Origin of the sequence: Lentzea sp. NPDC005914 (assembly GCF_040629405.1) — a bacterium.
Lineage (GTDB): Bacteria > Actinomycetota > Actinomycetes > Mycobacteriales > Pseudonocardiaceae > Lentzea.
This window is the reverse complement of the sequence record NZ_JBEXVQ010000064.1, coordinates 1-19,830: the sequence shown is the minus strand read 5'-3', so window position 1 is coordinate 19,830 and position 19,830 is coordinate 1. Positions and strand designations below refer to the sequence as shown.

At 69.0% G+C, this 19,830-nt stretch carries 26 protein-coding genes; 15 read left to right on the top strand and 11 right to left on the bottom strand.

The genetic code is table 11. From position 1 onward, the window contains the following. From ABZ345_RS45995 to ABZ345_RS45980, 4 genes are read left to right on the top strand one after another with little or no spacing between them, the layout of a single operon-like run. Complete coding sequence (locus tag ABZ345_RS45995; RefSeq protein ID WP_359861856.1) at nucleotides 1–426, top strand: hypothetical protein; 426 nt, start codon at nucleotides 1–3, stop codon at nucleotides 424–426. A 1-nt stretch (nucleotide 427) separates the two neighbouring features. Beyond that, the gene (locus ABZ345_RS45990; protein WP_359861854.1) at nucleotides 428–829 is read left to right on the top strand and encodes a hypothetical protein; all 402 of its coding nucleotides are present in this window, start codon (nucleotides 428–430) and stop codon (nucleotides 827–829) included. Between the two features lies 1 nt (nucleotide 830). Further along, nucleotides 831–1,253, top strand: coding sequence for a hypothetical protein (locus tag ABZ345_RS45985; RefSeq protein ID WP_359861852.1), 423 nt, complete (start codon nucleotides 831–833; stop codon nucleotides 1,251–1,253). A 2-nt stretch (nucleotides 1,254–1,255) separates the two neighbouring features. After that, nucleotides 1,256–1,678 carry a hypothetical protein gene (locus ABZ345_RS45980; RefSeq protein WP_359861850.1) on the top strand — a complete coding sequence of 141 codons (423 nt, stop codon included), beginning with the start codon at nucleotides 1,256–1,258 and terminating at the stop codon, nucleotides 1,676–1,678. 43 nt (nucleotides 1,679–1,721) lie between these two features. Here the strand turns inward: ABZ345_RS45980 and ABZ345_RS45975 are convergent, their stop codons facing one another. After that, nucleotides 1,722–3,014: an MFS transporter gene (locus tag ABZ345_RS45975; protein WP_359861848.1), complete on the bottom strand. Its 1,293-nt coding sequence runs from the start codon at nucleotides 3,012–3,014 to the stop codon at nucleotides 1,722–1,724. A 116-nt stretch (nucleotides 3,015–3,130) separates the two neighbouring features. Here ABZ345_RS45975 and ABZ345_RS45970 point away from each other — a divergent pair, with 116 nt between their 5' ends. Genes ABZ345_RS45970 through ABZ345_RS45955 form a run of 4 tightly spaced genes read left to right on the top strand, consistent with a single transcriptional unit; the run spans nucleotide 3,131 to nucleotide 6,485 of the window. Then, entirely contained in the window at nucleotides 3,131–3,790 is a 660-nt protein-coding gene (locus ABZ345_RS45970) for a response regulator transcription factor (protein ID WP_167980068.1), read from the top strand. Continuing rightward, complete coding sequence (locus ABZ345_RS45965; RefSeq protein WP_359861846.1) at nucleotides 3,791–5,095, top strand: HAMP domain-containing sensor histidine kinase; 1,305 nt, start codon at nucleotides 3,791–3,793, stop codon at nucleotides 5,093–5,095. Continuing rightward, complete coding sequence (locus tag ABZ345_RS45960; protein ID WP_359861844.1) at nucleotides 5,092–5,955, top strand: TAXI family TRAP transporter solute-binding subunit; 864 nt, start codon at nucleotides 5,092–5,094, stop codon at nucleotides 5,953–5,955. Before ABZ345_RS45965 ends, ABZ345_RS45960 begins: the two co-directional genes overlap by 4 nt. Then, nucleotides 5,952–6,485, top strand: coding sequence for a dihydrofolate reductase family protein (locus ABZ345_RS45955; RefSeq protein WP_359861842.1), 534 nt, complete (start codon nucleotides 5,952–5,954; stop codon nucleotides 6,483–6,485). The genes ABZ345_RS45960 and ABZ345_RS45955 overlap by 4 nt, the downstream gene beginning before the upstream one ends. On the opposite strand, the gene ABZ345_RS45950 is transcribed toward ABZ345_RS45955, so the two are convergent. From ABZ345_RS45950 to ABZ345_RS45930, 5 genes are all read right to left on the bottom strand, one after another. After that, complete coding sequence (locus ABZ345_RS45950; RefSeq protein WP_359861840.1) at nucleotides 6,470–7,435, bottom strand: VWA domain-containing protein; 966 nt, start codon at nucleotides 7,433–7,435, stop codon at nucleotides 6,470–6,472. The two genes, ABZ345_RS45955 and ABZ345_RS45950, sit on opposite strands and share 16 nt — an antisense overlap. After that, complete coding sequence (locus ABZ345_RS45945; protein WP_359861872.1) at nucleotides 7,432–8,313, bottom strand: DUF58 domain-containing protein; 882 nt, start codon at nucleotides 8,311–8,313, stop codon at nucleotides 7,432–7,434. Before ABZ345_RS45945 ends, ABZ345_RS45950 begins: the two co-directional genes overlap by 4 nt. Nucleotides 8,314–8,375: 62 nt before the next feature. After that, nucleotides 8,376–9,425, bottom strand: a complete 1,050-nt coding sequence (locus tag ABZ345_RS45940) for a MoxR family ATPase (protein WP_359861839.1) — start codon at nucleotides 9,423–9,425, stop codon at nucleotides 8,376–8,378. Nucleotides 9,426–9,486: 61 nt separating this feature from the next. Then, entirely contained in the window at nucleotides 9,487–10,017 is a 531-nt protein-coding gene (locus ABZ345_RS45935; protein WP_359861837.1) for a molybdenum cofactor guanylyltransferase, read from the bottom strand. Nucleotides 10,018–10,030: 13 nt separating this feature from the next. Continuing rightward, nucleotides 10,031–10,903 carry an oxidoreductase gene (locus tag ABZ345_RS45930; RefSeq protein WP_359861835.1) on the bottom strand — a complete coding sequence of 291 codons (873 nt, stop codon included), beginning with the start codon at nucleotides 10,901–10,903 and terminating at the stop codon, nucleotides 10,031–10,033. 27 nt (nucleotides 10,904–10,930) lie between these two features. On the opposite strand from ABZ345_RS45930, the gene ABZ345_RS45925 reads away from it, so the two are divergent. Beyond that, nucleotides 10,931–11,266, top strand: a complete 336-nt coding sequence (locus ABZ345_RS45925) for a DUF2203 domain-containing protein (protein ID WP_359861833.1) — start codon at nucleotides 10,931–10,933, stop codon at nucleotides 11,264–11,266. On the opposite strand, the gene ABZ345_RS45920 is transcribed toward ABZ345_RS45925, so the two are convergent. Beyond that, nucleotides 11,263–12,171 carry a hypothetical protein gene (locus ABZ345_RS45920; protein WP_359861831.1) on the bottom strand — a complete coding sequence of 303 codons (909 nt, stop codon included), beginning with the start codon at nucleotides 12,169–12,171 and terminating at the stop codon, nucleotides 11,263–11,265. The two genes, ABZ345_RS45925 and ABZ345_RS45920, sit on opposite strands and share 4 nt — an antisense overlap. A gap of 89 nt (nucleotides 12,172–12,260) precedes the next feature. Between ABZ345_RS45920 and ABZ345_RS45915 the strand changes: the two genes are divergently transcribed. From ABZ345_RS45915 to ABZ345_RS45905, 3 genes are all read left to right on the top strand, one after another. Next, entirely contained in the window at nucleotides 12,261–12,809 is a 549-nt protein-coding gene (locus tag ABZ345_RS45915; RefSeq protein ID WP_359861829.1) for an isochorismatase family protein, read from the top strand. Then, nucleotides 12,806–13,708, top strand: coding sequence for a DJ-1/PfpI family protein (locus tag ABZ345_RS45910; protein WP_359861827.1), 903 nt, complete (start codon nucleotides 12,806–12,808; stop codon nucleotides 13,706–13,708). Before ABZ345_RS45915 ends, ABZ345_RS45910 begins: the two co-directional genes overlap by 4 nt. Nucleotides 13,709–13,782: 74 nt before the next feature. Continuing rightward, nucleotides 13,783–14,343 (top strand): cysteine hydrolase family protein, encoded by a 561-nt coding sequence (locus ABZ345_RS45905; protein WP_359861825.1) that lies wholly within the window; start codon nucleotides 13,783–13,785, stop codon nucleotides 14,341–14,343. Here the strand turns inward: ABZ345_RS45905 and ABZ345_RS45900 are convergent. Further along, nucleotides 14,327–14,968, bottom strand: a complete 642-nt coding sequence (locus ABZ345_RS45900; protein ID WP_359861824.1) for an epimerase — start codon at nucleotides 14,966–14,968, stop codon at nucleotides 14,327–14,329. The two genes, ABZ345_RS45905 and ABZ345_RS45900, sit on opposite strands and share 17 nt — an antisense overlap. A 22-nt stretch (nucleotides 14,969–14,990) precedes the next feature. Then, on the bottom strand, nucleotides 14,991–15,509 hold the full coding sequence (locus ABZ345_RS45895) for a TetR/AcrR family transcriptional regulator (RefSeq protein ID WP_359861823.1): 519 nt from the start codon (nucleotides 15,507–15,509) through the stop codon (nucleotides 14,991–14,993). Nucleotides 15,510–15,558: 49 nt separating this feature from the next. Between ABZ345_RS45895 and ABZ345_RS45890 the strand changes: the two genes are divergently transcribed. After that, on the top strand, nucleotides 15,559–16,035 hold the full coding sequence (locus tag ABZ345_RS45890) for a GNAT family N-acetyltransferase (protein ID WP_359861822.1): 477 nt from the start codon (nucleotides 15,559–15,561) through the stop codon (nucleotides 16,033–16,035). Here the strand turns inward: ABZ345_RS45890 and ABZ345_RS45885 are convergent. Further along, complete coding sequence (locus ABZ345_RS45885; protein WP_359861821.1) at nucleotides 16,032–16,589, bottom strand: TetR family transcriptional regulator C-terminal domain-containing protein; 558 nt, start codon at nucleotides 16,587–16,589, stop codon at nucleotides 16,032–16,034. The genes ABZ345_RS45890 and ABZ345_RS45885 overlap by 4 nt on opposite strands. 85 nt (nucleotides 16,590–16,674) lie before the next feature. Here ABZ345_RS45885 and ABZ345_RS45880 point away from each other — a divergent pair, with 85 nt between their 5' ends. Then, nucleotides 16,675–17,535, top strand: coding sequence for an alpha/beta fold hydrolase (locus ABZ345_RS45880; RefSeq protein WP_359861820.1), 861 nt, complete (start codon nucleotides 16,675–16,677; stop codon nucleotides 17,533–17,535). A 94-nt stretch (nucleotides 17,536–17,629) separates the two neighbouring features. Then, nucleotides 17,630–18,064, top strand: a complete 435-nt coding sequence (locus ABZ345_RS45875) for a PLAT/LH2 domain-containing protein (protein ID WP_359861819.1) — start codon at nucleotides 17,630–17,632, stop codon at nucleotides 18,062–18,064. Between the two features lie 41 nt (nucleotides 18,065–18,105). Here ABZ345_RS45875 and ABZ345_RS45870 read toward each other — a convergent pair whose 3' ends face one another. Then, nucleotides 18,106–19,416 (bottom strand): NlpC/P60 family protein, encoded by a 1,311-nt coding sequence (locus ABZ345_RS45870; protein ID WP_359861817.1) that lies wholly within the window; start codon nucleotides 19,414–19,416, stop codon nucleotides 18,106–18,108. Nucleotides 19,417–19,830: the final 414 nt, after the last annotated feature.

Sequence of the window (19,830 nt, the reverse complement as noted above, 5' to 3'; positions counted from 1 at the left end):
ATGCAGAAGAGGATTGGTGCCGCCGTGCTGGCGGCCACCGCGATCGCGGTGACGATCACCGGCACGGCCCAGGCCGAGTCGAACCCGTACTGCGGCAGCGTCGCGCAGATCGGTGCCACGAGGTACATCAAGAGCGGCGGCGAGACCGTCGCCTCGGTGAAGCAGTTCAAGGGCTGCAACAAGAACTGGGGCTACACCTACGTGTGGGACGCCTGGAAGGCCAGGCACGGCAGCAGGTTCCTGGTCGGCGCGGGCATCATGACGCGCACCAGCACGGAGCCGCTGGGCTACGGCGGCGCCCCCGAGGGCGTGCAGGAGGCGTGGTCGAACGGCTCGAACACGCTGTCGGTCTGCACCAGGGCGTACGGCTCCGTGCTCGTGCGGAACGGCGGCTCCTACTCCGGCGAGACCGAGGAGCGCTGCTGACGTGAGGAAGCTGAGCGCGGCAGTCCTGACCGCGGCAACCCTGGCCCTGACAATCACCGGTGCGGCCCACGCCGAGACCAACCCGAGGTGCACGAGCGGCGTCACGCAGATCGGGTCCACCAAGTACCTCAAGAGCGGCAACGCGACCGTCGCCTCGATCAAGCAGTTCAAGGGCTGCGGCAAGAACTGGGGCTACATCTACGTCTGGGACTCCTGGAAGTCCGGCCACCCCAACTTCGAGGCCTCCGTCGCCATCACGACGGGCGACGGTGACATCGACATCAACAACGGGCGGCGTGGCCAGCAGGAGGTGTGGTCGGACGGCGCGAACACGCTGCGGTTCTGCACCATGGCGCACGGCATCGTCGACCGCCTCCAGGGCTTCACGAACGAGGTTTGCTGACATGCTGAAGAAGATCGCAGCCACCGTGCTGGCCACCGCGGCCGTCGTGCTGACGTTCGCGGGACCGGCCCACGCCGAGTCGAACCCCAGGTGCTCGAGCGTCACGCAGATCGGCTCCACCAAGTACCTGAAGAACGGCGACGACACCGTCGCGTCGGTCAAGCAGTTCAAGGGGTGCAACAAGAACTGGGCGTACATCTACGTCTGGGACTCGTGGCGGGCCGACCACCGGGACTTCTACCTGCGCGCGGCCATCTGGACCCGCACCGGCTCCGAGGCCATCGACTACAACGGTGGCAGCCGCGGCCAGCAGGAAGTGTGGTCCACCGGCGCCAGCACGCTGAGCCAGTGCACCAGGGCCGTGGGTGACGTCATCTGGCCGTCGGGCCACGACCTGCACGGCAGCACGGACGAGCGTTGCTGAAGATGAAGAAGATCGGCGCCGCCGTGCTGGCGGCCGCCGCCATCGCCGTGTCCGTCACGGGCACGGCGCAGGCGGAGTACAACCCGAGGTGCGCGAGCGGTGTCACCCAGATCGGGTCGACGCTGTACCTCGAGCAGGGCGGCGAGAACGTGGCCTCGGTCAAGCAGTTCAAGGGCTGCGGCAAGAACTGGGCCTACATCTACGTCTGGGACTCGTGGCTCGCCGGCCACAAGGAGTCCTACTGGCTCAGCGCGGGCATCCGGACCCGCATCAGCGAGAGCTCGGTCGACTACGTGAAGGCCCAGAACAGGCAGGAGCTCTGGTCCTCCGGCGCGGACACGCTGAGCGAGTGCACCCAGGCAGGCGGCGCGATCTGGAACGACACCACGATCACCGTCGGCAACTGGACCGAAGAACGCTGCTAGAGGGAGCGGAGGGCGGCCGCCGCATGGCCGCCCTCCGCGGGTCTCAGGTCCTGTCCAGCACCGAGTCCTTCGACGTCTCGCGCATGAACCCGTACACCAGCAACGAGATCAGCACGCACCCGGCGACGTAGTAGTAGAACAGCGACTCGTGACCGGCCTGCTTGAACCACAGCGCCACCAACTCGGCCGTGCCACCGAAGATCGCCACGGTCAGCGCGTACGGCAGGCCGACGCCCAGCGCGCGGATGTTCGTCGGGAACAGCTCGGCCTTCACGATCGCGTTGATCGACGTGTACCCGGTCACGATCACCAGGCCGCCGAGCATCAGCAGGAACGCCGGGAACGCCTCGGAGGTGTGCGCCAACACGGACAACAGCGGCACCGTGGCCAGCGTTCCGAGCACACCGAACCCGAGCAGCAGCGGACGACGGCCGATCCGGTCGGAGAGCGCGCCGGCGATCGGCTGCAGCACCACGAACACCAGCAGCGCCGCGAAGTTGATCCACGAGACCGTGGCCGCGTCGATCTTGCTCGTGTTCACCATGAACTTCTGCAGGTACGTCGTGTAGGTGTAGAACGCGACCGTGCCGCCCAGCGTCAGGCCCACGACGAGCAGGCATTCCTTGGGGTGCTTGAGCAACGCCCGGAACGTGCCCCTCTGGTCATCGCTGTTCTTCTGCTTCTCGAAGTTCTCCGACTCGTCCATCCCGCGGCGCAGCCACATCACGATGATCGCGCCGGTCGCGCCGATGAAGAACGCGATCCGCCAGCCCCACTCCGACATCTCGGGCTTGGTCAGGAACTGCTGCAGCACGATCTGCACGCCCAGCGCCACCAACTGCCCGGCGGTCAGCGTCACGTACTGGAAGCTGGAGTAGAAACCGCGCTTCGCAGGAGAGGCCACTTCGGACAGATACGTCGCCGAGGTCGCGTACTCGCCGCCGACCGACAGGCCCTGCAGCAACCGCGCGAGCACCAGCAGCAGCGGCGCCGCCACACCGATCGTGGCGTACGAGGGCGTCAGCGCGATGATCAGCGACCCGAACGCCATCAGCGTGACCGACAACGTCAGCGCGGCGCGACGTCCGTGCCGGTCGGCGTAGCGGCCGAGCAGCCAGCCGCCCAGCGGTCGCATCAGGAAGCCGACCGCGAACACGGCGGCGGTGTTGAGCAGCTGCGCGGTCTGGTCGCCCTTGGGGAAGAACGCGGCCGCGAAGTAGATGCTGAACGCGGTGTACGCGTACCAGTCGTACCACTCGATCAAGTTCCCGACTGATCCGCGCAGGACGTTCGCCACCACTCGGCGCTCGGCGCGTTTCTCCGCAACGACTGTCATGCCGGACACCATCTCGGCGCGGAGACGCCCCTCACAACCTGGGCAGAAGCTTCTTTACAGTCACTTAGGCGCGTCGCCACGCGCAGGAAACAGAAGTCATGGCCGATACTGCTCCCATGCGGGTGCTGTTGGTCGAAGACGACGACGGTGTCGCCGACGCCCTGGTGGAAGCGCTGCGGGCGAACGGCCACCGGCCCGCTCGCGTGCGCAGGGGCGCCGACGCGTTGATCGCCCACCGCGACGCCGACGTGGTGCTGCTCGATCTCGGCCTGCCCGACCAGGACGGGCTCGAGGTGCTGCGCAAGCTCCGCAAGATCGACCCGGTGCCGGTGCTCGTGCTGACCGCGCGCGGCGACGAACGGACGGTGGTGCGCGGGCTGCGGCTGGGCGCGGACGACTACCTGGTCAAACCGGTGCGGCTGGCCGAGCTGCTCGCCCGCATCGACGCGGTGGCGCGGCGCAGCGCGGCCCGGTCGCAGGAGCCCGACGACGTCGTGCGGGTGTCCGATGTGGAGATCGACCTGCAGAGCCGTCAGGTCGTGGTCGGCGGGCGGGAGATCTCGTTGACCACCAAGGAGTTCGACGTGCTGGCGGTGCTGGCACGGCGACCGGGCACGGCGGTCAGCCGTCAGCAGCTGATGGACGAGGTGTGGGGCAACGCCTTCGTGGCGGTGTCACGGACGTTGGACGTCCACCTCACGCAGCTGCGCGCCAAGCTCGACCGGCCGGGCCTGCTGCACACGATCCGCGGTTTCGGCTACCGGCTCGGTGAATAGATGCGGCAACGGCTTCTGTTGGTGCTGCTGCTCTTCTCGCTCTCGGCCGTCACCGCGTTCGCCTTCCCGCTGCTGATGAGCACGGCGCAGGAGCGCACCCAGCAGTTCGTGATCAGCCGCACCGCCGACCTCGACCGCTTCGCCACGCTGCCCGTGGACGTCGTGGTGTCCGAAGCGTTGCGGTACAACGAGATTTACGGCGAGGAGATCGTGGTCGTCGACGCGGCCGGCGAACCCGTCGTCGAGGCCGGCATGAAGATCGGCGAGGTCTCCGCCCAGATCGACGCCGCCCTGCGCAACCAGCCCGCCGCGCCCGTGCCGACCGTGATGCCCTGGAACGGCGGCGACGTCCTGTTCGCCCGTCCCGTCGGCACCGGCACGAAGGTCGCGGGCGCCGTCGTGCTCCGGGCGTCGACCTCGGTGGCCGCCCTGGACGTGGCCCGGCGGTGGGCGATCGTGCTGGCGGGAGCGCTGCTGGCGGCGTGCGCGTGTGTCCTGCTGGCGCTGGTGGTCGCCCGCTGGCTGCTGCGGCCTTTGAAAGAGCTGGATCGCGGCGTCCGGGCGGTCGCCGAGGGGCAACGACGCACCCACGTCGCCGACACCGCCGGACCGGCCGAACTGCGGGCGTTGTCCGAGTCGTTCAACCGCATGTCCGACGCCGTCGCCGAGGCCGCTGACCAGCAACGACGCCTGATCGCCGACGCCTCGCACCAGCTGCGCAACCCGATGGCGGCACTCAGGCTCCGCGTCGACATGCTGCCGCAGAACGGGTCCCTGCTGACCGAGGTCGAACGGCTGGAGTCGCTGCTGGACGGGCTGCTCGCGCTGGCCTCGGCGGAAAGCACCGCCACCGAACGCGCGGCCGGCGGCGTCGAACCCGAGCTCGCCGATCTGCAGGTCGTGGCGCACGACCGGGTCGACGCGTGGCGGGCGGCAGCGCAGGCGGAGGGCATCACGATCACCGTGGACGACCGGGCGCCCGGACTGGTGCGGTGCGCGGTGTCGGACCTCGCGCAGGTGCTGGACGTCGTGCTGGACAACGCCATCAAGTACGGCGGCCACGAGATCACGGTGGTGTGCGACCGGGCGACGCTGATCGTGCGGGACAACGGTCCCGGCCTGTCCAAAAAGGACATCAAGCACGCGACCGAGCGGTTCTGGCGCGGAGACGACTCGCGGCGCGGCACCGGACTCGGGCTCGCCATCGCGGAACGGATCGTCACAGCGCACGACGGAACCCTGAAGCTGCACACCGACGGCGGCCTGGTGGTCACGGTCGAGCTGCCGAAGGAGCCGCTGTTGTGAAACGACGAGCCTTCTTGATCAGCCTGCTCGCTGTGACGGCCTGCGGGACCAGCGAACCGTCCGGCACCATCAAGATCGCGGGCGGCGAACCCGGCGGCTTCTACAACGACTTCGCCGCCCTGCTCTCCCGCCTGTCCCCCGGCCCGCTGACCATCACCCCGCTGCAGACCGGCGGCAGCGCCGACAACCTCAGGCACCTCCGCGAAGGCACCGCCGACCTCGGGCTGACGTTGAGCGACAGCGCCCACCTGGAACAGGGCATCGTCTCTCTCGGCCGCGTCTACGAGAACTACCTGCAGCTCGTGGTCCTCGACGCCTCCCCCTACCGCAGCCCGGCCGACCTGATCGGCAAGCGGGTCTCCCTGGGCGCCGCCGGATCCGGCGCCTCCCTGCAGGGCGAGCGGCTCGCGCTGGGCGTGCAGGAGCAGCACTACCCGTTGCGCAACGCCATCGACGCCCTGAAAGCGGGCGAGATCGCCGCCCTGCTGTGGTCCGGCGGCGTCCCGACCCCGGAGCTGAACAAGGCGAGCGGCATCAGGCTGCTCCCGCTCGACGGCTTCCTGCCCAGGCTGCGGCAGGACTACGGCAAGGTCTACGAACGCGTGGACGTCCGCATGGGCGTCTACGGCTCGCCGGCCGACACCCCCACGATCGGCACGCCGAACCTGCTGGTGTGCCGCCCGGACCTGAGCGCCGAGTACGCGAGCGCCGTCGTGCGGCTCCTGGTCGCCAAGGCGGCCGAACTGGTGCCCGAACAGGCGCTCGGCACCCAGTACCTCGACGTGCGCAGCCTCATCGACACGGGCAAAGTGCCACTGCACCCTGGCGCGGCGGCGGAATACCGGAGGCTCCACGGATGATCATCACGATGGCGTCGATCTCGCTGGACGGCTTCATGGAAGGCCCTGACCACGACATCAGCTGGCACCACGTCGACGACGAGATGCACGAGCACTTCAACGCCGGGCTCGCGCGGATGAGCCGGTTCATCGACGGCCGGCGCAACCACGAGACGATGCTCGCGGCGTGGCCGCACACCGCCGACCACCCGGAGTGGCCGAAGCCGATGCACGACTTCGGCCGGATCTGGCGGGAGATGCCCAAGATCGTCTACTCGCGCACGCTCGACACCACCGACTGGAACACCGTGGTCAAGCGCGAGATCGACCCGGACGAACTGCGGAACCTGCCCGGCGACAGCATGGTCGGCGGTTCGCAGCTGGTCGGGTCGTTCTTCGAGCACGACCTGATCGACGAGGTGCGCCTCTACGTCAACCCGGTCGCGATCGGCAGCGGCACACCGTTCTTCAAGAAACCGATCGCCCTGGCGCTCAAGAGCACCAGGGCGTTCGGAATCGGTGTGGTGGAGCTGATCTACGGCAGGCGCTGACCCAGGAGCAACGCCGCCGCGGCCGCGAACATCGCCGTCATCGTGCCGAGCAACAGCCACGGCTTCGACGCGTCCGCCTGCTTCTTCTCGTAGCCGATCTGCTCGCCGAGCGTGTCGTAGACCCGGCGCAGCTCCTCGGCGGAGGCGGCCTTGAAGAACTCGCCGCCGGAGATCTTCGCGATCTCCTTCATCGAGTCGTCGTCGACCGGCACGGACTGCTGGCGGCCCTCGATGTCGACCACGCCGTCCTCGGTGCCGAACGAGATCGTGGAGATCGGGATCCCGGCCTTCTTCGCGTCCTCGGCCGCGTCGAAGGCCTTGCGCGTACCGACGGTCTCCTTGCCGTCCGTCATCAGCACGATGCGGGCGGGCGGCGGGCCCTCGGCACCGCCGACGACCTTGCCGAACGAGTCGATCGACGCCATCGCGGCCACCAGCGCGTCACCGGTCGCGGTCGACTGGGCGAGCTTCAGCCCGTCGATCGACTGGGTGACGGCCGCGCGGTCCGTCGTCGGCGCCACCAGCACGGTGGCCGACCCGGCGAACGAGATCAGGCCCAGGTTGATGCCCGGTGTGAGGCCCTCGGAGAACGACTTGGCGGCCACCTGCGCCGCTTCCAGACGCGACGGCCTGATGTCGGTGGCCTTCATCGACAGCGACACGTCGACCACGAGCATCACGGTCGCCCGGTTGCGCGGCACCCGCTGCTCGGCCGTCGGCCCTGCCAGCGCGACCGTCAGCAACGCCAGCGCCGCCAGCAGGAACGCCGCCGGCACGTGCCGCGACCAGCGTTCGCGCTTGGGCGCGACCTTCTCCAGCAGTTCCAGGTTCGTGAACCGCAGCACCCGCTTGCGGCGCATCCGCTGCACCACCACGTAGGCGGCCGCCAGCCCCAGCACCACGAACAGCAGCAGCAGCCACAACGGGGCCACGAAGTTCGAGAAGCTCACGCGACACCCCCAGACCAGCGACGCTTGCGCGCCACCACGAAACGAACCGTGTCCGCGATCCAGTCGGAGTCGGTTCGCAGCACCAGATGCCCGGCCCCCGCCCGGCGCAGTCCCGCGGCCACCTCGGCGCGATGTTCCGCGGCCGCCGCGTTGAACTCCTTGCGCAGCAACGCGGTCGCCGTCACCTCGCGCTGCCGCCCGCTCTCCGGGTCGGACAGCACGACCGTGCCGACCTCGGGCAGGTCGACGTCACGCGGGTCGACGATCTCGATGGCGACGATGTCGTGCCGCGCGGACAACGCGCGCAGCGGGCGTTGCCACTCCATGCCACCGAGGAAGTCCGAGATCACCACGATCAGGCCGCGCCGCCGTGGCGGGCGGCGCAGCTGCTCCAGCAACGCCGCCAGGTCGCCGCGCGTGCCCTCTTCGGCCCGCGGCATCTCGGCGATCTTGCGGATCATGCCCCGCGCGTACGCCAGGCCGCCGCGAGCAGGGATGCGGAGGTTCTCCGCTCCCGTCGAGACCGCCGCACCGATCCGGTTGCCGCCGCCGCGCGTCAGGTGCGCGACCGCGGCCGTCGCGGCGATGACCAGGTCGCGCTTCTCGCAGGCCGCCGTGCCGAAGTCGAGCGACGGCGACAGGTCGATCGCCATCCACGTCTCGAGCTCGCGGTCCGCGACCGTCTCGCGGATGTGCGGCACCGTCGTGCGCGCCGTGACCGCCCAGTCCATCCGGCGCACGTCGTCGCCGGGCTGGTAGGTCCTCGCCTCGCCCGGTTCGGTGCCCGGCCCCGGAACGAGGCCGAGGTGGTTGCCCTGCAGCAGGCCGTCGAGGCGGCGCCGGACGTCGAGCTCCAGCATGCGCAGCGCGGCCTCCATCCGGACGCCTCGCAGCACGGGAGGCGCCCAGGAGGGCCGTTCCTTCTCGGCCTTGTCCCTGCTCACTGCCTACCAGCCGGAACCGGCTGCTGCGGACGGGCCGACACCTGCGGCAACGGCACGATCTGCAGCACACGCGTGATGATGTGGTCGATCGGCACGCCGTCGGCCAGCGCGTCGTACGAGAGCACAAGACGGTGGCGCAGCACGTCCGGAACGACGTCCACGACGTCCTGCGGTAGCACGTAGTCACGGCCGCGCACGAGCGCGAGGCCACGTGCGGCGGCGATGATGCCCAGCGACGCACGCGGCGAGGCACCGTAGGCGACCCAGCCGGCGACGTCGGTGAGGCCGTGCTCACCGGGCGCGCGGGTCGCGATCACGAGGCGCACCACGTAGTCGACCAGCGCGTGGTGGACGAAGACCCGGGACGCCACGCCCTGCAGGCGCACCAGCTCCTCCGGCGAGAGGACCTGGCTCGGCGTGGGCGCCTCGACACCCATGCGGTAGACGATCTCGCGCTCTTCCTCGGCGGTCGGGTACTCGACCTGGATCTTGAACAGGAACCTGTCGCGCTGCGCCTCCGGCAGCGGGTACACGCCCTCGTTCTCGATCGGGTTCTGCGTCGCCAGCACCAGGAACGGGTTCGGCATCGGGAAGGTCTTGCCACCGATGGACACGTGCCGCTCGGCCATGACCTCGAGCATCGCCGACTGCACCTTGGCGGGCGCGCGGTTGATCTCGTCGGCGAGCACGAAGTTCGCGACGACGGGGCCGAGCTCGACGTCGAACGCCTCGCTGGACTGGCGGTAGATGCGGGTGCCGAGGATGTCGGCGGGCACCAGGTCGGGCGTGAACTGGACGCGGCTGAACGAGCCGCCGACCACGCGGGCGAACGTCTCGACGGCGAGCGTCTTCGCGACGCCCGGCACACCTTCGAGCAGCAGATGGCCCTTGGCCAGCAGACCCACGAGCATCCGCTCGACGAGCCGGTCCTGGCCGACGATGACCCGCTTCACCTCGAACACGGTGCGTTCGAGCAGCTGGGCGTCACGAGCCGGGGTGACGGGCGCCGATGCGTTCGGCGTTGCCTCGGCGGCGGGCTCGGTCACGTGCGGGCCTCCATGCAAAACAGGGTTTACCGATTGTCGAACAGTCTTACTCCTCGCCTGTTCAACCGCTGTGAAGGGTGTCCAGGTCGGCGGGCGTGTCGACGTCGCGCGCCTCACCGGGCAAAGCGGACACCTCCACCAGGTCGAGCTGCTGGAGAGTCTTGCGCAGCGGCCGGTCGCGTGGATCTTCGGGGATCACTCGACGCAGCTCAGCGGTGTTCCAGACGCCGATCAGCCACTGGGTGCGGTCGTCCTTGAGCACGGCGTTGCGGCCGGTGTGACGAAGCCTCGCGATCGTGTCCTTCGTGATCCCCGGCTGGTCGACGGCGAGGACCGCGACCCAGTCGGCGGTGACGTGCGCGAGCCCTGCCGCGAGTCCTGCCAGCGGTCCGCCGCCCGGTGGATCCTCCCGTGCCCAGATGATGTCCGGGACGGCTTTTTCCGGTCCCACGACGACGATCTCGCTCGCATCGTCCACAACGGACAGAACGTGGTCGAGCAGTGTCGCGTCCCGATAGGACAGTGCGGCCTTGTCGACGCCGCCGAGCCGCTCGCCCCTGCCGCCGGTGAGGATGATCGCCGCGTAGGTCACGCCCGTCAGTCAATCAGACCCCGTTGAGGTGCAGGGCGTCGAGACGGGTGAGCTCCTCCGGGGTGAGCCGGAGCTCGCCCGCCGCGATGTTCTGCCGCAGGTGTTCTGGATCACCTGTGCCCGGGATGACCAGCACGTGCGGCCCGCGCGCGAGCGTCCACGCCAGCCTGACCTGCGCCGGTGAGGCGTCGTGCCGGGCCGCGATCTCGGTGACCTCGTCGTCCTCTGCGGACGTCCCTGCCTCCTTGTTCGCCCCGGCCAGCGCGAAGAACGGCACGAAGGCGATGTTCCGCTCGCCGCAGACGCCGAGGAAGTCGTCCTGCTCGGGGTGATGGCCGAGCCCGAACGAGTTCTGCACGCACACCACCGGGGCGATGCGTTGTGCCTGGTCGAGGTGGTGCGGCCGGACGTTGGACAGCCCGAGGTGCCTGATCACGCCCTCCTGCTGCAGCGCCGCGAGCTGCTCGAAGTGCTCACTGACGTCGTCGAGCCCGCTGATCCGCAGGTTCACGACGTCGAGGTGGTCGCGGCCGAGCTGCCGCAGGTTCTCCTCGACCTGGCCGCGCAGCTGCGGCGGCGTCGCGAGCGGGAGCCACTCCCCCTGCGGTGTCCGGCTCGGCCCGACCTTGGTGACGATCACCAGGTCGTCCGGGTACGGCGAGAGCGCGCTGTTGATCAGCTCGTTCGCCGACCTCGTGGCGGAGAAGTAGAAGGCGGCCGTGTCGATGTGGTTCACGCCGAGCTCGACGGCCGTCCTGAGCACCTCGATCGCCTGCTCGCGGTCGCGCGGCCTGGCGTTCGGGGACAGCGCGGCTCCCACCTGCGGCAGTCGCATCGCGCCGAACCCGATCCGGTTCACGGTGAGGTCACCCAGTCGCCACGTCATTCCCGCCACTGTGCCAGCCTTGGTGGCGTGTTCACCCTCCCCGAAGCCCGTGCCGAGCTCACGCGGCTGCTGCCCGTGCTGGACGAGATCGTCCGGCTGCGCGCCGACGCCGCCGAACTCGCGGTGGGCTCGTCGTCGCTGGGCGGGCTGCCGGAGTTCAAGGCCGCGCAGGCCAGGCTGGACGAGCTGATGGAGACCGTCCAGCGGACCGGCGCCGAACTGAAGGGCTTCGCGCCGTTGCTGGTCGACTTCCCGTCCGAGATGGACGGTGTGCCGGTGCTGCTGTGCTGGCTGGAGGGCGACCGCGAGCTGTCCTGGTACCACCGGGCCGACATCGGTTTCGCGGGCCGTCGTCCGCTCTAGCCCGGCGCCAGGAGCCCGGCGACCAGCAGCACGCCGATCAGCCCGGCGATGAGTCCGAGCGCCGCCAGGTAGTGCTTCACGGTGGTGCGGCCCGGCATGCGCCACAGGATGATCCCCGCGGCCAGCGTCAGAGCACCCGCGATCGGTGCCAGCGCTCGCCACGCCGTGTCCCCGGCGAACGGCAGGTACTTGTCCGCGCCGTACAGGGACAGGATCAGCGCGGGCAGACCGAGTCCGGCGGCTGCCGCGGCGGCGAGCATGTTGAACCGTTGCTGCGCCTCGCCTTCCTGCGCGACGGCGAACGTCGACACGCTGCTCAGCAACATCTGCAGCCGGGTGATCTCCTCACCCAGCTCCACGTCCATCGCCTCGCAGTGCCGCACCACTCCTGGCGCCTTGACCTCCCGGAGCGCGTCACGGGCCTGGTCGCGGGCGCGGCTGAACGCGATCGACAGTTCGACGAGCTGGGCCATCACCAGTCGCAGGGCGGTGTTCCTGCGCTGCGCCAACAGGTCGGCGACCTGCCGTTCCATCTCGTAGCGCAGTCCTCGCAGGTCGGCGACCGTGTTCCGCGATCCCTCCGCGACAGCCTTCGAGATGATCTCCGGCTTCGCGCTGCCGTCGGGGATCCTGTGGGCGGGGTGCCGCAGCAGCTCGGACACATCGCCTCCGCCCCACGACTCCCGGTGCCAGCCGCCGTTCTCGCTCCACACCGCGCGAACCACCACGTCGAGCCGCTCGCCGTCCGTGCGTGCGTGTCCTACGAGGATCCTGCGGGCCTCCTCCTTCGTGACTCGCACGAACGGCACGGCGTGCCCGTCCAGGCTCTCCCCGCTCACCGACACCGTCACCTGAGCGCCGAGATTCGGATCCTCGGGATCGCCGGCCAGCACGCGTAAGTCCACGTCTCGATCTTCGCATGGTGACCAGATCCGTCCGCTGTGCGGCTTGGTCGTGCCTGTTTCCACCGGCTTGAGCACGCGAGGCTTGTGTCATGAAGCGAGCATTGATCGTCATCGACGTCCAGGAGTCGTTCCGCCAGCGCGCCAACTGGGCCGACACGTCCAACCCGGACATCGTCGGCAAGGTGAACCAGCTGGTCGACATGTCACGCGACGCCGGCGACCTCGTGGTGTGGGTGCTGCACTCCGAGCCCGGCTCCGGCGACGTGTTCGACCCCGCACTCGGCCACGTGCGGCTGATGGACGGCCTCAAGCCGCTGGACGACGAGCCGATCCTGACCAAGACGTCGCACAACGCGTTCACCACGACGAACCTGCAGCAGACGCTCACGACGCAGGGCGTGCGAGAGCTCTTGATCAGCGGAATCCGGACCGAGCAGTGCTGCGAGACGACGACCCGGGTCGGGTCCGATCTCGGGTTCGGGATGACGTTCGTGACGGACGCGACCGCCACCACGCCGTTGCCGCACTGGCAGTCCGGGAAGGTGCTCGGGGTCGAGGAGATCATCGAGCGGACCGAGTACGTGCTGGCCGGTCGATTCGCGCGGATCTCGGATGTCGCTACGCTGACCGGATCGTGACCAGAGTCGTCTTCCTGCTCGTGCCCGGAGTGCACCTGCTCGACCTCGCGGGGCCGGCGCAGGTGTTCTCCAGCGCGGCCGACCTCGTGGGCGGTTACGCGCTGTCGTACGTCGGCGACTCGGAGTCCGTGCCCAGCCATCAGGGCGTGCCGCTGGGCGCGACGACCGAGTTGCCCTCTCTCGACGTGCACGACCTCGTGTTCGTGCCGGGGTGGCGTTCGCCGAAGATCGCCGGAACCGGACCGCTCAGCGCCAAGGCGCTCGCGTGGCTGAAACAGCATCACGAGGACGGCGGCACGGTCGCGAGTGTGTGTGCCGGTGCGGACCTGCTGGGGCGCGTCGGTCTGCTCGACGGCCGCCGTTGCACCACGCACCACGAACTGCAGGACGAGCTTCAACGACGCTACCCACGCGCACGGGTGGTCCGCGACGTTCTGTTCGTGGAGGACGACCGGGTCGTGACGTCGGCGGGCATCGCGAGCGGCATAGACCTGGCGCTGAACCTCGTCGCAGTCCGACATGGACCAGCCGTCGCCGCCGCCATCGCCCGCACGATGGTCGTCTACGCGCGCAGGAACGGCGACGACCAGCAGGCGAGCGTGCTGCTGCGGCACCGGTCGCACGTCATCGAGACGGTGCACCGCGTTCAGGACGTCATCGAGTCACGGCTCACCGACCGGCTGTCGCTGGCGGAATTGGCCGTTGCCGCCGGGTGCAGCGAACGAACCGTGACGCGCCTGTTCGGCAAAGCGACCGGCATGACGCCGTTGAAGTACCAGCAAGCGTTGCGCGTCGAACGGGCCGAGCACCTCATCGGACAGGGCGCCACGGTCGAGACCGCCGCCCGCAACGTCGGATTCGACGACGCCCGCATGCTGCGCCGCCTGCGTTCCCGCTGAGCCGCACGCATGCGGCCACCCACACCCGCTTTCACCGCCTTGCACAGCACGAACCGAGACCTAAGGTGGACCGCGTGACGACTCTGGCGAACCGCCCCAACACCGCGTTGCTCGTGATCGACGTGCAGAACGGCGTGGTCGCCCACGCCCACAACCGCGACGAGGTCGTCGCCAACGTCGCCACCCTCGTCGACAAGGCCCGCGCGGCCGGCGTCGACGTCGTGTGGGTGCAGCACAGCAACCCGCAGCACATGCCCAAGGAGTCCGACGGCTGGCAGTTCGTGCCCGAGCTGAAACTCGCCGACGGCGAACCGGTGGTGCACAAGACCTACGCCGACTCCTTCGAGGACACCGACCTCGAGGAAGTGCTGGCGGGCAAGGGCATCGGCAGCCTCGTCGTGTCCGGCGCGCAGACCGACGAGTGCATCCGCTCGACCCTGCACGGCGCGATCGTCCGCGGCTACGACGCCCAGCTGGTGAGCGACGCGCACACCACCGAGGACCTGTCCGAGTGGGGCGCCCCCACCCCGGACAAGGTCATCGCGCACACGAACCTCTACTGGGAGAACCACACGGCGCCGGGCCGCACCGCGGGCGTGGTGAAGACCGAGGACGCGTTCAAGCCAGCCGGTTGATCTCGTCGCTGCGCAGCACCTTCACCGCCGGAGTGGCACCCTTGGCCAGCGCCACCATGGCGCGGCCGAGGTTCTCGGTGGTCGTCACGAACTTCGGTGCCGCCTTGCGCAGCACCGGGAACAGCCACGACGACCACCGGTAGAGGTACCGGTAGATGCGGGTCCGCGACGTGATCCCGTGCAGCGGCTGGATGAACCCCGGCCGCACCACGAACACCCGCCGGTCCAGCGCCAGCAGCTCGTTCTCCGTCCGGCCCTTCACCCGCGCCCACATCGTGCTGCTCTCGGCATTGGCGCCCTCGCCGGACACGTACACATACGTGCCACCGACGACACGTGCGGCCTCAAGCGCGTAGTCATGCGTCACGGGCGTGTACTCGGCCTCGGTCAGACCCGCGGACGTCAAGCCCATGCAGTAGAAACACGCGTCGGCGTCAGCCACCTGCGAAGCGATCGGCGACAGGTCACCGAAGTCGGCGTGCACGACGTGCCGCTGCTTCGGATCACTGACGGCCATGGCGGAACGTCCCACCGTCACGACGGAATCGACCGCCGGATCGAGCAGCGCCTCACGAAGCGCGCCTTGGCCGACCATGCCGGTCGCACCGAACACCACGATCTTCACGGCACCAAGCTAGTCCTCGGCTTCACGCCAGTGCCGCGCTGACCCGTTCCTCGTCGCCCGTCGCGAGCAGGTCCAGCAACGCACCCCGCAGCAACGCCAGCTCCCGAGTGCGCGCGGCCAGCCCAGCCGGCGTGTCGCGCAGATCGGCAGGCTGAGAAGCGCGGAGCACCTCCAGCCAGTCCTCCACGGTCGCGCGCGCGAAGCCCGCCCACGGCCCGTCTGGCTCCACGAGAGAGCGCGCGTACGCCTCCAGCCAGAGCGTCAGCAACGGCCGATGAGCGGGTGCGGACAGCCACTCCCACAGCCGCACGACGACGCCGGGCCCAGGCCCGATGTCCGCGAGCAGCGTCAGCTCGTCCGCCCGTGCACGCGCCAGCAACGCCCTGACCAGGCCTTCCTTGCTCCCGAACAGGTAGAGCAGCACCCGCGTGCTCGACCCGATGGCCGCCGCCAGCGGGCGCAGCGACACGTCCGCCAGGCCGTGGGTGAGCACGTACCGGTAAGCGGCTTCGAGCAGTTCGGTCTCCCGCGCGGACGGCATAGCGGCTATCTTCGCATTACTGAAACAGTCGTGTCAGTGGAGGGAACCCATGCAGATCCGCCCGCTCGGCCGGCCCGGCGACCTGGGCTGGGTGGTCCAGGCGCACGGCGAGCTCTACGCGTCCGAGCACAACTGGGACACCTCGTTCGAGGCCCTGGTCGCCAAGATCGTCGGCGACTACGCGGCCGACCACGACGACGCCAAGGAAGCCGCGTGGATCGCCGAACTCGACGGCGAACGCGTCGGATGCATCTTCTGCGTACGTGAGGACGACACGACCGCGAAGCTGCGCGTGCTGCTCGTGCACCCCAACGCGCGTGGCTACGGTGCCGGCAACAAGCTCGTCGACACGTGCATCCAGTTCGCCAAGAACGCCGGATACCACCGCATCGTGCTGTGGACGGTCGACGGACTGACGTCAGCGAGAAAGATCTACGAAGCGCACGGGTTCGAACTCAAGGAAGAGACCCCGCAGCGCAGCTTCGGCCACGACGTGACAGGCCAGCTCTGGACCCGAGACCTCTAGGCGAACAGCCGATCCAGTCGGTGGTCCACGAACGCCACCGCTTCCTCAGGCGTGTACGAACCGACGAGCACGCCCACCGCGAGCCCGGACGCCATCGCGATCAGGCTTTCCAGCTCCACCAACGGATCCGCACCGGACACCCGATGCACAAGCTGCGGCGCCAGCTGACGTGGGATTCCGCTGACCACAGCCCGGATCTGCGGGTCGGTGATCGCGTAGAGCATGTACGCGTAGTACACGGCCGAAGTCTGCCGCGACTCCTCGTCCACCGGGAGCATGCCGACGATCGCCGCACGCACAACGGCTCGAGAATCCCCCGCCGCCTCCAGCTCGGCGGACATCCGCGCCACCGCGACCTCGATGACGCGCTGCAGGCCGTAGTGGATCATCTGGTCCTTGGTGGTGAAGTAGTACTGCACCAGATTCATCGAGATGCCGGCCTCGGCGGCGACGCGGCGCAACGTCACCGCGGCGAGCCCCTCGGCCATGGCGATCCGCCACACGGCCAGAGTGATCTCGCGGCGGCGTTCCTCATGATCCACACGCTTCGGCACCGGCCAAGAGTGCCACATCGGATGACAACTCCGCTCACTCTGGGTTATGGTGCATGTGCACAACGAAAACCGGAGGGGGATCGAGATGAAGCTCAGCGGCTTCGCCAACGAGAAGGCGAGACAGCGCTACCACGACACCTACGACGAACTCCTGGACTGGCCTCTGCCCTGCGACGACATCACGGTCGAGACGTCGTTCGGCCCGACCTACGTGCGCCGCAGCGGCACCGGCACCGGCGAGCCACTCGTCCTGCTGCACGGCCTGGCCAGCACTTCCCTGGTGTGGCAACGGTTCGTGGCCGACATCGGCCGTGACCACGTCCTGTACGCGGTCGACTCGATGGGCGAGGCCGGCCGCTCGGTGCAGACAAAGCCGATACCCGACGAGCAGGCGAACGCCGACTGGCTCGGCGAGGTGCTGGAAGGGCTGGGCCACGAGAAGTACCACCTCGTCGGGATCTCCCGCGGCGGCTGGCTCGCTCTCAACCAGGCGATCCGCTCACCCGAACGAGTCGCCAGGGTGACCGGACTCGACCCCGGCGGCTTCGTGCCGTCGTTGAACAAGGGCCGCCTCTACCTCTTCATCGGCCTGATGACGATGCTCGCGCCCGAGTTCCTGCGCCGCCGGATCAAGCGGGACTCGAAGCTCGCCATCTTCGCCGACCCGTTGCTGCGCAGGCTGGTCCTCGCGGGCCTGGGCTTCCAGATGCGGTTCTTCATCCTCAGCTACTTCAGCGACGACGAGGTGCGCAGGATCGCCGTACCGACCAGGGTGGTCCTGGGAACCAAATCACCCGTCGAACCCGTTGCCGACGTAGCGGCCCGGCTCGCCCGCCTGACGTCGCACGTCGAGGTCGTGCCCGCCGACCTGCACCACGGACTGGGGTTCCTCGAGCCGGCGTTCCTGCGCGAACAGGTCTCCGCGAGCGAGCAACTCCTGCCCTGACCTGCGGATCACATCAATTCCACATAGTCGTGCAACTGCGCCTTGGCACCTTTTCCCTCAGCAACACCGATTCAAACCAGAGGGGAAACCAAGCATGAAGCTCGCAGCTCGTGCGATCGTCGGCGTCACCGCCGCAGCACTCGCCGGCACGATGGCCATGGGTGGCACCGCCCAGGCCGCGGCGGCGCAGTACACGATCGACCTCAAGACCTGCGACGTCGAGGACGCGGGCACCGACGCTCGGGTCGAGGCGCGCCTGAACGGCAACATCTCCAGCATCTGGAGCAACCTCGACAACCCGGGCGACGACCGGGAGCGCGGTCACACCGACTCGTACTCCACGACCCTGACGGCGCTGGGCCCGATCCGGTCGATCGACCTCTCGTTCGACAACAAGGGCGACAGCTCGCACTGGTGCCTCGTCGAGGTCGTCGTGCGCGGCCCGGAGGGCGTGACCGTCCACCCGTACAACAACTGGCTGCGCCGGGCGTACTCGAAGTCGGGCCCGCTCAACCTGCCTGCCGCCTGATCAGGCTCCCGGTGGCCCGTCGTCAGGCGGGTCACCGGGTTTCACAGCACCCGCGTCACGTACGGCATGATCCCGCCGTACCGCACGGGCGAAATCCGCACCACGGCACCGGAATGCGGCGCCTCGACCATCATCCCGCCGCCCAGGTACAACGCCACGTGCGTGCCACCGCCGGGACCCCAGAAGATCATGTCTCCCGGCGCCATCTGCGACAGCGGCACATTGCGTCCCGAGTTGTACTGGTAGCCGCTGTAGTGCGGCAGATAGACACCGACTCCGGCGAACGCGAACATCATCAGGCCCGAGCAGTCGAAGCCGATCTTGCGGTAGTCGCCGTACGCGTCCGCCACACCACCGTCGCGCACGCCATAAGTGGGGCCGTTGTAATTGCCACCGCCCCACGCGTAGATGACACCGAGCTGCGCCAACGCCCGGTTGATAACCGTCTGCACGCGACTGCCCGACGGCGCGGCAGCAGCGATCGGACGCTGCGGGGCCGGAGCAGCTTGAGCGGCGGCAGCAGCCGCGGCGGCCGCGGCACGCCGGGCGTTCTCTTCCTCTTCGGCCTTCTTCGCCTCGACCCACTGGTCGTACTGCTGTCGTTGCGCCTCAAGGCCCGTGACCTCACCCCGCGCCGCGAGCAGCTCGCGTTCGACAGCGTCCTTGCTGGACTGAAGCTCGGAAGTCGCGGCCGCCTGGGCGTTGTGCGCCTCGACGGCCACCTGCTGGGCCTGCTCCGAGACCTTCTTCGCCTCGTCCGCGGCGGCCTGCTTCGACTCGGCCTTCTGCAGTGCGGCACGGGCGGCGGCGTCGAGGTTGGCGGCGGTGCCCTGGTCGCGGGTCACCTGCTCCAGCCGGTTCAAGCCGGACGACGACACGGCCTCCAGCAGCTGGGCGCGCGCCAACAGGTCCTCTGGCGACTTCGCACCGATGTACGCGGAGAAGGAACCGACGGTGGTCCCCTGCGCGTAGGACGCGGCGGCGAACTCGTCCAGTTCCCGACGACTCCGTTCCACGGCAGCAGAAGCCGCGTCAGCCTGTACGCGCGCCGCTGAGGCCTCACGACGGGCGGCCTCGGCCTCCGAGATCGCCGTCTCCAGGTCGACGCGGGCCTTGTTCGCGAGCTCGCGCTTGTAGGAGACGTCGTCCAGCAGCTCCTGCAGGCGCGACTCGGCCTGAGTCAGCCGGCCGGTCAGCTCGCCCACGCGGGCGGCCTTCGCGTCGGCCTCCGCCCGTGACGCCGAGATCTCCGAGTCGCTCGGGTTCGGCGGAGGCGGCGGCACGGCACCGGCCGTCCCCGTGAGGACAGCCAACATCAACACCAACAACACGGCGGAGAGTCGTGTCAACACCGGACATCACCTCCGACCGCATTAGACCAATCAGACTCATTCGGCGCATCTGGAACTAACGCACCGTCAACCACACGTGTCACAGTGGAACACGCGCGGTGGTCCTATTGGGACGATCGGAGTCCGGCGTGTCGCCGGTATGGACTAGCGCCGCCTAGTGCCGCGACCGGCAGCCTTTGCCCCGTATTTCGGTGCTCAGACGGGTGCATCGTGGTGCCGGCCCCGCGTCCTCATCCTGGTTGGCTGTGGGCGTGGGGCCGACGCCGCGAGGCGCCCTGCTGAGCGCCGGAAGACGCGGCGAAGGTTGCCGGTCGCGGCACTTAGAACTCCTAACTCAATGAGAGGTTGCGGAGTCGGCGCCAGCAGATGATCGCGCAGGCCAGGCTGAGGAAGGCTTCGTGGATGTCATCGCGG

Coding starts and splice junctions, on each gene's coding strand:
- ABZ345_RS45995 (WP_359861856.1), top strand. CDS start 1: ATGCAGAAGAGGATTGGTGCCGCCGTGCTGGCGGCCACCGCGATCGCG.
- ABZ345_RS45985 (WP_359861852.1), top strand. CDS start 831: ATGCTGAAGAAGATCGCAGCCACCGTGCTGGCCACCGCGGCCGTCGTG.
- ABZ345_RS45980 (WP_359861850.1), top strand. CDS start 1,256: ATGAAGAAGATCGGCGCCGCCGTGCTGGCGGCCGCCGCCATCGCCGTG.
- ABZ345_RS45975 (WP_359861848.1), bottom strand. CDS start 3,014: ATGACAGTCGTTGCGGAGAAACGCGCCGAGCGCCGAGTGGTGGCGAAC.
- ABZ345_RS45970 (WP_167980068.1), top strand. CDS start 3,131: ATGCGGGTGCTGTTGGTCGAAGACGACGACGGTGTCGCCGACGCCCTG.
- ABZ345_RS45965 (WP_359861846.1), top strand. CDS start 3,791: ATGCGGCAACGGCTTCTGTTGGTGCTGCTGCTCTTCTCGCTCTCGGCC.
- ABZ345_RS45955 (WP_359861842.1), top strand. CDS start 5,952: ATGATCATCACGATGGCGTCGATCTCGCTGGACGGCTTCATGGAAGGC.
- ABZ345_RS45945 (WP_359861872.1), bottom strand. CDS start 8,313: ATGGAGGCCGCGCTGCGCATGCTGGAGCTCGACGTCCGGCGCCGCCTC.
- ABZ345_RS45930 (WP_359861835.1), bottom strand. CDS start 10,903: ATGACGTGGCGACTGGGTGACCTCACCGTGAACCGGATCGGGTTCGGC.
- ABZ345_RS45915 (WP_359861829.1), top strand. CDS start 12,261: ATGAAGCGAGCATTGATCGTCATCGACGTCCAGGAGTCGTTCCGCCAG.
- ABZ345_RS45895 (WP_359861823.1), bottom strand. CDS start 15,509: ATGCCGTCCGCGCGGGAGACCGAACTGCTCGAAGCCGCTTACCGGTAC.
- ABZ345_RS45890 (WP_359861822.1), top strand. CDS start 15,559: ATGCAGATCCGCCCGCTCGGCCGGCCCGGCGACCTGGGCTGGGTGGTC.
- ABZ345_RS45880 (WP_359861820.1), top strand. CDS start 16,675: ATGAAGCTCAGCGGCTTCGCCAACGAGAAGGCGAGACAGCGCTACCAC.
- ABZ345_RS45875 (WP_359861819.1), top strand. CDS start 17,630: ATGAAGCTCGCAGCTCGTGCGATCGTCGGCGTCACCGCCGCAGCACTC.